Consider the following 13,465-nt stretch of genomic DNA (forward strand, 5'->3'; position numbering starts at 1 on the left):
GGCATTGGGTTGGCGTTTAGGCATTAAAAACTGTTTTATGTTTAGTTGCGTTACCAAAAACAGCACCGATGCAAGAAGCATTGAAATGAATAGCAATGGCTGACTGCTTTGAAGCGTGGAATAAGCGAAAACAAGAGGAATGACAGTAAATAGCGATAATACAATTCTGGCGGGAAGTTCATACTTGACCATAAATAACATCCTTGCTTTTGTAGGCGGCGAGTTTTTAAACTCTAGCGGTTGAAACAAAACGGGGCAACGTTTTTTCAATCCCTTTAATCATCCACTCTAACATCTGAATATTTGAATACTCAAACGTCAATCAACGCAACTATCATATCTTTGAACACCTTTCGGCAGACCAAGTGCTACACCGGTGAAAGAGAAAATAAAGATAATCGATATTACAGTTAATGCGGCAAAACTAGACTCGTTTATGTTAGGGCTGACAACTACCGAAAAGGTGTTGATACAAAGCAAAAGCAAGCTTATTTTTGAATACCCTTTAAAGCCTAAAACTCCAGCGAGCATAAGCATTAAAAACGAGCCCGCAACTGCCGGAGTAAATGGCGCAGCGGCCAGTAGCAAACACAAAACCGATATAAGCACAGATAACATTAAGAAGAGTTTTTTCACGTTTTGCCCCTTTTTTTGCCGAGCAGCTGAAGAGATAAAATAATCACTAAAAGCATAGAGTAAAAACGGCGAGTTAATAAACTAACTACATAATAAAAACCGTTCTGTTGCCACCCATTATTTTCTAACTTGTAATGATTGGCCTACACTGAACAAGCGTTGAACCAAGCCTACCACCTACTCGTTTTCTGCTTTTCTTAGTATTTTAAAGATTCGGCTTATTGTGATTTCAGACAAGTTCCACTCATAACCTTCAAAGTCAGTGGTATTGATAAATTGAACAACCACGGTATCGAGGTCTTTGTCATATTCTGCAAGGCTTTGATAGCCGATAACCAAGCCTCCATGCTCGAAAACATAAGGGTAAAGTTCCGCTTCGCCTTCATTGAAAATAGCGCCGTTGTTTAGCGCTCGTAAGAACTTACCCACATCTTCTGCTGTCGCTAGCATACCGTAGTCGCGCGCCTTAACATCTTCCTCGTAACCAACGTAATAGCCGCTCATCACGTCGTCCATATTGACTTCGCTCAATGAAAAATAGGTGTTGTTCAATTCAAGCGGAAGTAAAATGTTTTGCTTAATGTACTCGTGGTGACTGTACCCCAAAACCTTATCCATAAGATTGCGAAGCAACAGATAGTTCGTGTTGGAATACTCATATCCATCACCGGGCTCAAAACTCGCCGGAAGATCTAGCGCAAAGTCGAGCGCTCGCTTGCCGTTTTCCGGTTCGTTTTCCCAGTAGGCAGCATTATCAGTAAAGTTAGGGATTCCTGACTTATGCTGCACCATCATTTTAAGCGTTATTTTTTCTGAATGCTCAATTCTGTCTTTGAGTTCGGGTAAATGATCAACGAGTAAATCGTCTAGGGATAGTCGCTGTTCTCGCGCCATTTTGGTGATAGCCACAGCAGTGTACAACTTACTGATACTGGCAATTTTAAATAAAGAGTCGGGGGCAGCGGGTATTTTGTTATCTCTATCTTTCCAGCCTGCTGTGTAAAAAGCTGGAGGTTTTCCCGCCTGATCCACGTAAACAATTATACCGTCAAAGCCATGGCTAATTGCCTCATCAACTTGTTCTTGTACTGTGTGTGGCAAAGGTAGGATCCAGGCTTTAACCAATATCCACGGAACGAAAAACAAAGAAACAATGGTACTGATTAGCAGAAGAAGCCTGATGATTGTTGTTCTTCGGTTCTTCGTCATTTTACCTTGCCTTTAAAGCTCATCATGTAACACTATCACTAGGTGTACGCCAACTTATTGCAACCGAAAATACAATTGTTACCTAAACGGCTATCGAAAATGAAACTTACTCATGGTACTTTCGAATTACAGCAATCTTACCGTACTCTATTTCTAGTACTTCCATCATTACTTGACTGTATTCAATAGGCTGATTGTTTTGCGGATGCACGCCCTTGACATAATTCTTATATCTGATAGCAATAGCAGAGTGATTAAATGTAAAAACATCTAACAGCTCAGCATTATATTCTGTATGTGCGCCTAAATAGAATGTCATGCCCTCTCTCATTTGCTCCTTACCGTCAGGTAATCGCGTATCGTCTATCACCCATGGCAAATGTGAATGACCAACATCATCCGCGAGCAAATTTAAGTGATTTTCAAGCTCAACTTTTGTCGCGCCAGGGGCCTGAGTTGCAACCATTGTGTCGAAGTACTGTTGGGCAAGCTGCTCAAGATCTATTTTAATATCTTCAGCCGATACCGTAGCTGACACTAGAAGTGATAATGCAAGAAGTATATTTTTTTTCACTAGAAACTCCGTTTCACTTATTTCATATATTAACGAATTTGCCTAACTTGTCTCGGTTGGGACATTTTGCGTAATCATCTTTTTATGACCATGGTAGCTATCATAAAACTGCTTATGTGCCGCATAAGAAAATGTATCGTTTCTTTCTGAATATTGCCCAATCCAATCAATAAGCATTGCTAAGTTGTCATCTTGGGCTTGCTTTGTTTTGTATTTATGGGGCTCCCAAGGTCTCGCCTTTGCGTTTGAAATGCAGGATTCAGTGGGTAAGTTCATAAATATAATTTCAGTAGACTGCTGCTCTACAATTTTTAGTAAGTCTGTATAACAGCCTTCAATTACCCATTTGTCGTTAGAAGAAATAAAAGCCTTTATCTCTTCTTCAGAGTCATCAATAGGCTTTCTCTCAGGAGGGCTAGTAGGTTTCCACGCTAATGTATCTAGATCTAAATGAGCCAAATCTTGTGTTTTGCATAAGTGCTGTGCCAGCGTAGATTTTCCAGAACCAGAGTTTCCAAATATTAAAATTTTTGCCAAAACCACCCTCCTTAAATCAACTAATAAAATGCTGAACTAACAATGCGTTTTAAACGACCTGTAACAGTCCACGGCAACGTAGCCAGAAACTACCAAAAGGCCATTAAAAGTGCACTAGCGCTTAAAGCTTTGACTGTGAAGAACCCCAACCGCGTTAACTTGTTAAGTGCGATGTAAATAATTATTAAGCTCATCGACTAACTCAAGTGCTTCGCTTTTCGTTAAGTAAGGTACTTTTATCGTTCTGGCCCAAAAGAAACTTTTACCTGTTTTAGAACTCACTTCTGAAAAAGGCATAGCCAATAACGTGTTATCGTTTCGGTTTGGGATGGGAGTTAAAAACTCTACGTCTCGATACAGTGTTTCACTGTCTGGCGCTTTAACCTCACCTTTCACTTTTGCAGCAGCTATCAAGCCACACCATTTGTGGGAAAAGAAAACAATGTCGCCTATATGAACATGGTGAACAAACCTTTTGGCGTCTCCATACGCCTCCAGACGACTATTATCCATCATCGACCAAATAGAGTCCTCATTCCAACTGCGATTTGTATCAAATAATACACCTTTTACATCACTTGGGTTTTTGTGCTTATCATAGGGAAGCGCAAAGAACTCAAAGTACTTTTCGCCAGCAAGTTCATAAATTCTATAGGGCAAGAAATCGATGGATATACCACTTTTCTTCCAGTAATCGACGGAAGATATTAATGAGTCATCCGCTGCACTGCCGATAACTAATAAGTGCTGTTTATTATTAATTTCTTTAGGCTCTAATTGGTGCTCAAGACTAAAAGCCTCTCTGTGTGCTTCAACTAGCGACATGTCGCCTTTGCTATATTCTTTGAACTTATTTTCTAATTTTTGATAGCTCCATTGACCAGCATCTTGCGCATATCTCAGCGCTTGATGAACAGCATCTTTCCCGGCAGATGCACGCTTTAGCTCGAATATAACTAATTCGCCACTTTCATTCAGTGCATATATGTCAGCTTCTGCCTGCCATTGGCGTTCTTGAAACACCGGCATCAATCTAGCGTCTTCAAATAAGACGTCTAAAATACTGTTCGCAATTAAGTTTTCTAGATCTTTCTCTAATTTTCCAAAGCTAGAAAAGTCTTTGAACTCTACGGGTTCCAACTTTTCAAATACTTCTGCTTGTTCTTCTATTTTGTAGAGCATGCTTTGCATTCCTTTGAGTGAATAACAGGTAACAGCTTTGATACAGCCTTTTGCGGCTGCATCAAAGCTGCGATGTTAATTGACTCGTTGTATCTTACTTAACAGCCACTTGATAACTTCAGTTTTACCTACAGGAGAGTAGCGACTTAAATGAGGTAGGCCTGCAACGTAAATAGGGCGTTCATTGATCTTGCAACTAAATCCCTTAACCGCCCAGTTTCCGTGTCCTGACGGTAAATAATCTTCTTTGCCGCCGAACATAGAATGCAAGTAGCCGTAGGGTGAAACATCAGAGTTTCCGAAAGTTATTATAAGCTTTGGCTTAACAACGCTTAAAATTGCCTCATGTACTGGCCAACATATTTCAGCTAATGAAAAGTTAATATCTGTAGCTTCGCGGCTCTGTAAGAATATTAAATTACTCGCACACACATCTCTGGTGTTGATCCCAAGGCTTTCAAATATCCATTGAACTCTTTTTTGAAGAGGGGCTTCGCCACTTGCCCACACACCTTTATGATTCTCCCAACTCTCATCCAAGTAGGCGTTAGTGGTATTTGTAAGCATTGAACTAATACTTTGTTCAACTGGCTTTCCGTTTGCGCCACCTGGATTGAAGCCGAGCAAGTAAATATCACTAGGCTTTAGTGTTTCATGACTACTATAGAGAACGCTTCCTGGTTCCTCTAGATATTCAGACAGCGCTTGTTTAGCAATAATAGGTATTTCATTTTTGGTCATTTTTGCCTCGAAAAAAAATAGAAAAATTTAAGCAGTACAAAAAAGCTATCGCAGCACGTTCTTCTTCGCTCCAACTAACTAGTCACACGGTTATCGTATGTCTTTATAATCAATTTTAGTTGCTGCGAATATGTTTTGAGTTTTGCCGCGTTGCCACTTGGTATTAAAGACAAGACGAACGTGTCTGATCCATCGTCAATGCCAATAATTTCTAACCCCATGCTTTTTGCACAGGTTGAGAATAAAAAGCCAGATTCACTAGACTCTAAGTAGTAAGATATATTGAACTGAGTTTGCATCATATCGTCCGCCAGCTGGCTCGATATGCTGCAAGTAGCAAGTGCATTTTTAGATAAATCGTTTAATAAATCGAAGACATGTTGCGCATCCTCTCTCCAATCTACAATCACTACACGGTTGATGCTTTTTAGACCTTCTATAATTACAAATGTAAGGTCAAATGAATTTTCAAAGGCTCCATCAAATCCGCTTTCTTCTAGTCCGTCTTTGTGTTTTAGTTTGTATGCTTTCTTATCAGAAAGGTAAAGTTGAACGTCATTTACAACGGTTTGATTGCCATTGCCGATTATCTTTGCTAATGCAATTTCTGGGGAGTGGTTTTTCGGCTGATTTTCATTACAGCCTATAACAATAAGAGCAGTTATAACTATCAGTAATCTCTTCATCATTCCTTGATTCCAACTTGGTTTTATCCACTACAGTGGGCTTCCATATATAGCGGATACCGACGTAAAAATAACTAGTTAGACAGACCCATAATGTAGACCCTTTTAGACAAAGATGCCTGTCTCGTTTAGTCGATGATTCTCTTTAAAGGTGCGAACCCCTTATTCTCTCAGAGTGTAATATAAAGTGCCTGTTCTTTAGTTAGTTTTGCGGGATATTAATCTCTGCGGTCATGTAGTCCACGTTGCTCCCTGATAGGAATACTCTATTACCTTTGACTTCACATTCTACGCTGCCCGACCGCTTAGACAGCTGTCGAGCACTAAGCTTATTGCGACCGAGACGGCTAGCCCAGTATGGCGCAAGTTCACAATGGGCAGACCCTGTGACCGGATCTTCGTTCACTCTAAGCTTAGGAAAGAAACAGCGGCTAACAAAATCGACCTCTTGTCCCGGGGCAGTTACAACCACACCCCGTAGCCCAAGCTCTTTGAGTTTTTCAAAATCCGGTTTTAGTGATTTTATTTCTTCTTCAGAATCAAAAACAACGAGATAGTCGAACCCGGATAGTACTTCCTTCGGGGCTTTGCCAAGCGCATTAACTAGCGCTGAAGGTGCTTCAGTGTTGATAAGCGATGCAGCCGGAAAATCCATACTAAAACCCGTGCCACTTCGCGTGACAGTAAGCGGCCCACTGCGGGTATGGAAAACTACTTCCTGCTTGGCGTAGTTTAGATGAGTGTAGAGTACATGAGCCGCAGCAAGTGTCGCATGCCCACAAAGATCAACTTCATCTGCTGGTGTAAACCACCTCAATTCATAGGCGTTCCCCATCGGAACGAAAAATGCGGTTTCAGAGAGGTTATTTTCTTCAGCAATGGCCTGCAACAAACTATCATCAAGCCAAGCTTCTAATGGGCATACGGCAGCCGGATTACCTTCAAAAACATGGTTTGCAAAAGCATCAACCTGAAACATCTTAAGCTTCATCTATCTTCCTTTTGTATGCTGAAAACCCAACGCTCAGCAATTATGGCTATTCAAGTGCTGGTACGTATCGTTAGGCCTCTTTTCGTCTTTTAATTGAAAACAAGCTGAACCAAAATGCCCCTTCTACAACGAGCCCCAAAATAATGAACAGGAATACACCTGACTGAACTCCCATACTGTAAGATGTTATAGCTGCGACTAGAAGAGCCAGAGCAATCAGAATTCGATAAATACCATTCATTTAAACTCTTCTTTTAAATGCTTAATAAAAAAGCACAAAGATGCCTGTCTTGTTAAGTCGAGACTAATTCAACTAATGAGCAGTTTGATGACTACAGAAGTCCAAGATGCTTGTAAAAACCAGTAGCATCAATGTAGCTCCAAGCGATAAAACCAGTATTAGTTGCAATAGTAACTCCTTTATGCACTTAATGTAGGCAAGTTTTAACTTTTCAAATTTACTAATCCATCATACAAATCTTATTTTGGTCTAAAGTCAGGTGCAGCTCTGCAAAGCTCGTCATATATATCTTCATCACCACGCGTTCTTTCAGATGCTTGTAAGATCACGCCATGTAGTTGGGAACGAAGCTCATCCCATCTTGTATCAAGTACTTGCCAATTATATTCATCGTAAGTGCCTTTAAAAATCACAGGTTTAACTTCGATGAATGGCAGAACACCACCTTGTTTTTGAAAAGCTTCGAATTCTTTTTGCCACCTTGAGCCAAGGCGGTCAACACGCCCTATTTGCTGCTCGACCACGCCTGGGTTCCACTCAGGATGAAGTAAGTACACGACTCTGCATGCTTGATGTAAGTTTAGTCCTTCACGGCCCACTGCCGATTGGGCAACTATCACTTTGGGAAAGCTATTTTGACGATTAAAACCTAACTGCATAACTCTCCTACTATGCGCTTCTGTACCGCCGTACATCAGGCGCGCCAAGCCTCCTCTAATATGAGTAAATTCAGCTGAAACGCGCTTGGATATGATTGGCCACAGCCCTTTGGCTTCATCCATATCCAACTCGCCATCACCATTCTGGTCGCCTTCGTTTTTGGCTGTCAGCACATTCATTAAATCTCTAAAGCCTTGAGCAATTTCAAATGACGAAAACTCAAAACCTTCTTTATCTATTAATTCAAATATTGCATTTGCAAAGTCAGTTAAGTTGGTTTGTTTTTCTGACTCTTTTGATTTTAATGAGACTTTAAATGCTTCAAATAAAGCTAAGGTTCTTGAATCAAAAACTTTAGCTTTAACTGATTCAATATTTTTAATTAGCGTATTTTTGGCCTTATCCAGTTTGTTAGTGTGTACTTTATATTGCCCAGCCAGCCTATCGTTTACCTCATTAATACTCCACTCAATATTTAGTTGATAAAGCGCTGCTTTAACTGCCAATTCCTCAGATTCTGCACTATTATCTGTGGTTTCCTGGATTTTACTTTGAGGCCAATAACGCTTTTTCTGAAGAGACCTAAGCATTTCTCTAGCATTTAGCAGGTTAACTAAAGCCCGCATTGGTTTTGTCATCTTGCCAAATACAAGCGCTTTTTGGCCCTTCGATAAATCACTTTCTATCCCATCAATTACTTTTAAAATAGCTGGATGGCTATAAAGTGACTCCTCTCCTGATTGAAACGAGTTGGCAATGATTGAATGCCACCACTGAGCTCTTTGTTCTTTTTTACTGGGTAAATTAACGTCTTCTGTTTCGAACGCATCGTCATCTTCTGAAGCATTAATGGCTTTATCAATTATTCCCGCAATGCCGTGACCATTCGCTAAAGTAAGTCTTGCTCTTTTGGATGTTGAATCTGTCTGCATACTCGATGCTGCGGAAAGTCCTTCAACGGCGCAGACAATTTTTTTCCACTCGCTTGTAAGCTCAGATACTTCTATATTTACTGGTATATGCCGACGATAAGCGTTTATAGGTAAACCAGAAGCTCTATGAAACGCTTTGATAGTTTCATCTTGACGTTTGTCTCTTCTAAATAAGTAAGGCGCTAGTGCCTTCTGAAACTGAATTGAGATGTCTTTGAATTGTCGTCTGATTATTGGGTCTGAACGCCAAGTTTTCTTGAACTTTGAAACAACCTGAGCATAATTTTTGACGACCTCTAGAATCTCATCACGTTTTTCTTTTGGTAGCTCAATTCTGCTGAGCATGTCATCCCATTGACCAACACCCAATTCGACAGGGGTTGCTGTCATAGCAAGGTTGCGGGCTTCCTCGGCTTTTAATACGATATTATTTAATATCGTATTAAGGCTGCTGGTTTCACCTCTGCTTTTATGCGCTTCATCTATGACGACTAAATCAAAAGCGCCCAAGCCTAACCCTACTGTTTTTTCGAGTAAATTTCTGTATTCACTACCCGCATAGAAAACATCTCCCTCAAAACCACTCATTCCCCAATTGAAGCTTATTACTATGTCACTTAGGGTTTTGTTAATAATATGCTTTTTGGGTAGTTTTCTTGCATGATTAACTATATTTTTGGCACATATCTCGGCCTCCCAAGACACTAAGTCTGTGCGCTTATGATAACCTCTTGGTACACTTCCATTATGAAGTTTATGGTATTGACCATAGACCTCAGGCAATAAAGCCCAACGTTCTGCTTTAGAACCGATTCCTAGGCGCCAATTTGCAAAGTTATGTGAAAGCAGAATTACGGGCTCATCTGCCCACGGCTCAGCGGTATCCTCATCGCTATAAGCATCTAGAAACCCCCAAAGACTTCGTATTACTGATTTTGGCTTAAGGTCTTTATCTCTCTCTTCTAGCTCGCTTTGCCATTGAAACCCCAAGGTTGTCGGAACAACGACCAATACTCGTCCACCAGATTGTTTTACAGCATGAATAAGCTCAACGGCAATACGGGTTTTACCCATACCGACTTCATCCGCAATGATTGCACCTGAGGTTGGCAATGTTTTAATTAGATTGCGAACACTGTACTTTTGCCCAGAATTTAACCTTTCATTTGTACTTAAAGAGTCAGAAATGATGTTTGCTACTTGCTCCCAACCTTTGAATTTCATCACTACTCTCCTAATTTTGCTAATGCTGCCAACCCTAATTTTAGTTCGAGTCGTTTCAGCACTTCTTCATAATAAGCACCTAATTCAGTTGCGTTTGATTCAGCAAAGTCTGGCCTAAAGGGAGGCTGCCATAATGGTGAGATTGGATTGATTGCTATGTTTTTGAAGAAAGTAAAAGCTGAACTGCTCTTTAATTGAGAAAATGTTTGCTCTAAACGAGTACACCATTGTATCCAGTCTTTTTCTGATACTTCAGTTTGCTTTTCTGCGATAAGCTCAATCAAAACCATCATTGTGTTAATTGAGTAGCGCTTATCGACTTCAACATCCATTTCAGCGCCCTTAACTTGTCCATCATCAGATGCCCCATCGCCTTCGTCGCCCTCGTATCCCTCAGTTTCAAAGCTTGGTAGAAGTGGAAAAGCACTAAACATATACCAAGCATCATCAAGGGCTAATTCGGGGAGTTCAGTCGCGGCAACCCGGCCATATTGATCAATAACAGGAATGTCCTCAGTATGAACAGTGCTATTATTGCACCATGAAACCGTGAGTTGCCTAGGCGGCTTTCCAAACCATAGTAAACATGCTTCTGATTTGATTGTTAGCTTATCTGCACCAGCGTTGACAACTGTAAAAGCATCAGTAAATGGGGTATTGGGTACTAAAGCGTATTTATCGTGTTCTAACTCTTCGAGTACAAAGTAGGAGATTGGTAGAGATATATGCTCTGCCTCATGCTCAGGCATTTCACTACCTCCACTTAGTTGTGATGTGTCGGTTAACGCATAATCACTATCAAAGCAAAGGGGTAATTTTAAACTTAAAGCCGTTTCTGGGTTTTCTTCCCCAACCCAAGTAATACCTTTAGCTTCAAATACTACTCCCGCTTCTATGTTACCACCGAATTTTGACGCCTTTTTTGTAAAGCCTGGGCCAGTTAAATTACCCGACCCTAAATACACCCATGCACTTTTGCATTCATCTGTGGTTTCGGATGACTTGGCAGAAAAAATAAACTTTGCATGCAAGCTTCGCTGCATTTTCCCACCCTGATATAAAGGGTCATATGCTTTTAATACTTGCCAATTATTATCTTTTAAACTGTTTAAGCTACTGGCAATAGACTGACACCCATGCTGATTGACAATAATATTTTTGTCAGCATTTTTTGAGAGCAAGCTTTCATCAATTAAACGCAGATGAAGGGAGTTAATGACACTTGGAACAGCATCACTAGAGCCGCCCTCGTAAAAGCCAGATCCTAAAGACAAATAGTTTCGCTTCTTTTCACTACAGTGGTGTTTTACCAAAGCAGGTAACTGGTCTAAAAGCGATGCTGAACGGTTGTCGAAAAAACGAGGCTTTATACTATCTTCTACAACTACTTCGTCAAATAGCTTATGGAACCTTGCATATTGAGTATGTGTATAAGATTTCAGTTTACTGGCTCCGCTGTCAGTCAAAATAGCCGTATCAAAATGTCTAAGAATGTCATTAAAATAATGATAAGCAGCGAGAATGTCAGCTTTACCTTGCTCATCCTTATTACCAGGCACCACATCAATCGACCACACAAGATCGAGGCTGTCTTCAAGTGTTTGCCTCGTCCAATTACCTGTTGAAACAATTAAACGTATAAATTGTTCTTCACTCTCAATGGCTTTAAAAGTAAGTAAAGCGACTTTGCTATGTAGTAATTTAAACTGTTTAGTTGTGTCGTGTTTAAATGCAAGGTGCAACAAGCCTGGGCATGCAATAGGCGATATTTGGACATGATTAGGATCAAGCATTAATGTAAGGCTTATCCCCCCTTGATAGGACCTCTGCCCTTTCATATTCAAAGTGAATTTTTCTAACGCATCATTAAAAAACTCGGCATCAGCTGAATAACCGGCCACTAAGCCGAATTCCCCTTTAAATCCTCTAGGAGGGATAAAGTAGCTTGCTAAAGATGGGGCTAATTTTCTACTCATCTCTATGTCCTTCTAGACCAAGTCACTTTTCTAATTTATTTTCAAAATCTTGATTTAGAACGTACATATTCAAAACGCGAAAAGAAATACCTTTCGGAAATAATGAATCATCCTCGATATCGTCATTATTGACAGGCTCTGGTTTGCCAAATGCCGCAGCAGGTAAAATTTGCGCACCTCTACACCGAAGAACAACTTCATCTCGCTCTAATAAAAATTTAATTATGTCTGTATCGTTTTTTTGCAAGCATTGTTTAGCAAAGTAAGTCGCTTCTTTTGATGCACTAGGGTCATGTTTTAGATTTAGGAAAGCGTTTGCCGCTTCTTTTAGCATACGCACTGCATCATGTATGCTGTGCGATAATGCTTGTGTGAGTTCGAGTCTTGGCGGGTTAAGCGACGTTATTTCTGCCTCAATTACATTAAGCAAATCTAAAGACTTATTTCTTAAAGAAAAAAAGAAAGCGCCACTTTTTAAATCATCGAAATGCGCTTGTTCAATGAACGGAGGTTTTGACCAATTTACGTAACGGTGAAGGTTTTTAGACTTTACCCAATCAAGTACGCCTTTTCTTCGACGTACACTTTCATTGTCACCTGACAATAGAGCTTGAATGAAAACATGTAAAGCATGCTGCTCTAAACGATCCAGAGGTGACAATACAAAGCGCAATTCTTTGTAGCTGTTGGTGTTGGAAGAAGGCAGTTTTATTTCATTTTTTACCCATCGAGCTAAAAACTCAGAAATACTTAATCTATTACATTTGATATCTGCACAAGCTGCAACAACAAAGTCGTTACCTTGCTGATTTAAACTAAAACTATTGAACCTCTCACCTTTTGAGTCTACAAACCCTAAGCTAGGTAACGCCTGTACCGTGCGCATACGCATTGGCTGAGTGACATAAAAGTTGCTACCGCTGAATATTTTATAGGTTAAAAATGGTTGGTTACTTAGTTTTGTTCTACCGCGTAACCGATCGTTTGCCTCCCAATTAGTTGCGCTATAAGCTAAGTAACAAGCAAGTGCTTCAATAGCATTTGTTACTTCAATATTTGTAACTTTTTTACCAGAATCTCTTACTTTATTGGCAACATCAACACCTAAACAGGCTAAGAAAACAGATTTTGCGTACTTAACACCTCCTAATCCTGGTACTGCTAAGTCATTAAAGTTACGAACAATTGAACTTAAACGCAATGTTCGCGTTCTCCTTTGAGAAACGACCTTTTCTGGTCCCATTAGCCCCCAATCCATAAATATTTTCCACTTATTAGATTTTTATCATTCTTTATTGATAACTAAATACGAACAAGGCTTTTACAAGTATGCTTATAAAAGAGAATAAATATATATGGTACAAGACTTTAAGCAACAAAAGAATGAAGAGAACTATCACACAATACGTTATATCTAGATGCGGGAAATTCCTCATTCATAAACTTTTGTAAACGTATTGAACACAAACGTAAGGGTCATGAAAATAAACAATGAATAAACAAGACAGGCATAACTAGAAAAATCCAAACTGTCCCTTCGTACACTTTCTTTAATCTAAATATCCATCCAAACTGCTAATCGAGTTAATCAGAGTCGGACAGTCGCAATGCCTAAAGCCCGAAAGTCTCAAATTAGTTTATCGGATACGCCCTATTACCATTGTGTTTCCCGCTGTGTTCGTCGTGCTTTCTTATGTGGCGAGGAAAACGGTAGAAGCTTTGAGCATCGTCGCCAATGGGTAGAAGACCGTATTCATATTTTAAGTGAGGTTTTTGCCATTGATGTATGTGCTTACGCGGTAATGAGTAATCATACGCATCTGGTATTACACGTAAACAAAGAGAAAGCAGACGCACTGAGTACAGAAGACGTGAT

Annotated in this window: 13 protein-coding genes; 1 reads left to right on the top strand and 12 read right to left on the bottom strand. The window is 40.0% G+C overall.

Annotation, left to right across the window (positions count from 1 at the left end):
- From QVA83_RS20770 to QVA83_RS20825, 12 genes are all read right to left on the bottom strand, one after another.
- Positions 1-192, bottom strand: a 192-nt coding sequence (locus tag QVA83_RS20770; protein ID WP_287498912.1) for a hypothetical protein, incomplete at its 3' end; no start/stop codon positions are given.
- 126 nt (positions 193-318) lie between these two features.
- Entirely contained in the window at positions 319-636 is a 318-nt protein-coding gene (locus tag QVA83_RS20775) for a DUF6419 family natural product biosynthesis protein (protein WP_287498913.1), read from the bottom strand.
- Between the two features lie 177 nt (positions 637-813).
- The gene (locus QVA83_RS20780) at positions 814-1,845 is read right to left on the bottom strand and encodes a serine hydrolase domain-containing protein (RefSeq protein WP_069944292.1); all 1,032 of its coding nucleotides are present in this window, start codon (positions 1,843-1,845) and stop codon (positions 814-816) included.
- 106 nt (positions 1,846-1,951) lie between these two features.
- Complete coding sequence (locus QVA83_RS20785) at positions 1,952-2,419, bottom strand: hypothetical protein (RefSeq protein ID WP_069944291.1); 468 nt, start codon at positions 2,417-2,419, stop codon at positions 1,952-1,954.
- A gap of 42 nt (positions 2,420-2,461) precedes the next feature.
- Complete coding sequence (locus QVA83_RS20790) at positions 2,462-2,956, bottom strand: AAA family ATPase (RefSeq protein ID WP_069944290.1); 495 nt, start codon at positions 2,954-2,956, stop codon at positions 2,462-2,464.
- Between the two features lie 162 nt (positions 2,957-3,118).
- Complete coding sequence (locus tag QVA83_RS20795) at positions 3,119-4,138, bottom strand: PDDEXK family nuclease (protein ID WP_014998281.1); 1,020 nt, start codon at positions 4,136-4,138, stop codon at positions 3,119-3,121.
- Between the two features lie 75 nt (positions 4,139-4,213).
- Entirely contained in the window at positions 4,214-4,879 is a 666-nt protein-coding gene (locus tag QVA83_RS20800; protein ID WP_069944289.1) for a uracil-DNA glycosylase family protein, read from the bottom strand.
- A 74-nt stretch (positions 4,880-4,953) separates the two neighbouring features.
- Entirely contained in the window at positions 4,954-5,568 is a 615-nt protein-coding gene (locus QVA83_RS20805) for a DUF6630 family protein (protein ID WP_231513070.1), read from the bottom strand.
- Between the two features lie 199 nt (positions 5,569-5,767).
- Positions 5,768-6,556, bottom strand: coding sequence for a PhzF family phenazine biosynthesis protein (locus QVA83_RS20810; RefSeq protein ID WP_069944287.1), 789 nt, complete (start codon positions 6,554-6,556; stop codon positions 5,768-5,770).
- 480 nt (positions 6,557-7,036) lie between these two features.
- Positions 7,037-9,613, bottom strand: a complete 2,577-nt coding sequence (locus QVA83_RS20815; protein ID WP_069944286.1) for a DEAD/DEAH box helicase family protein — start codon at positions 9,611-9,613, stop codon at positions 7,037-7,039.
- Between the two features lie 2 nt (positions 9,614-9,615).
- Positions 9,616-11,589 (bottom strand): phospholipase D-like domain-containing protein, encoded by a 1,974-nt coding sequence (locus QVA83_RS20820; RefSeq protein ID WP_069944285.1) that lies wholly within the window; start codon positions 11,587-11,589, stop codon positions 9,616-9,618.
- 22 nt (positions 11,590-11,611) lie between these two features.
- On the bottom strand, positions 11,612-12,847 hold the full coding sequence (locus QVA83_RS20825) for a hypothetical protein (RefSeq protein WP_139125427.1): 1,236 nt from the start codon (positions 12,845-12,847) through the stop codon (positions 11,612-11,614).
- 349 nt (positions 12,848-13,196) lie between these two features.
- On the opposite strand from QVA83_RS20825, the gene QVA83_RS20830 reads away from it, so the two are divergent.
- Positions 13,197-13,465, top strand: a 269-nt coding sequence (locus QVA83_RS20830) for a transposase (RefSeq protein WP_502711479.1), incomplete at its 3' end; no start/stop codon positions are given.

This window comes from Alteromonas sp. AO-Serp (assembly GCF_017849675.1).
GTDB lineage: Bacteria > Pseudomonadota > Gammaproteobacteria > Enterobacterales > Alteromonadaceae > Alteromonas > Alteromonas macleodii.

Bases quoted from the DNA above. Each gene is read 5' to 3' on its own strand.
- QVA83_RS20780 (WP_069944292.1), bottom strand. From the start codon at position 1,845: ATGACGAAGAACCGAAGAACAACAATCATCAGGCTTCTTCTGCTAATC.
- QVA83_RS20795 (WP_014998281.1), bottom strand. From the start codon at position 4,138: ATGCTCTACAAAATAGAAGAACAAGCAGAAGTATTTGAAAAGTTGGAA.
- QVA83_RS20800 (WP_069944289.1), bottom strand. From the start codon at position 4,879: ATGACCAAAAATGAAATACCTATTATTGCTAAACAAGCGCTGTCTGAA.
- QVA83_RS20805 (WP_231513070.1), bottom strand. From the start codon at position 5,568: ATGATGAAGAGATTACTGATAGTTATAACTGCTCTTATTGTTATAGGC.
- QVA83_RS20810 (WP_069944287.1), bottom strand. From the start codon at position 6,556: ATGAAGCTTAAGATGTTTCAGGTTGATGCTTTTGCAAACCATGTTTTT.
- QVA83_RS20815 (WP_069944286.1), bottom strand. From the start codon at position 9,613: ATGAAATTCAAAGGTTGGGAGCAAGTAGCAAACATCATTTCTGACTCT.
- QVA83_RS20820 (WP_069944285.1), bottom strand. From the start codon at position 11,589: ATGAGTAGAAAATTAGCCCCATCTTTAGCAAGCTACTTTATCCCTCCT.
- QVA83_RS20825 (WP_139125427.1), bottom strand. From the start codon at position 12,847: ATGGATTGGGGGCTAATGGGACCAGAAAAGGTCGTTTCTCAAAGGAGA.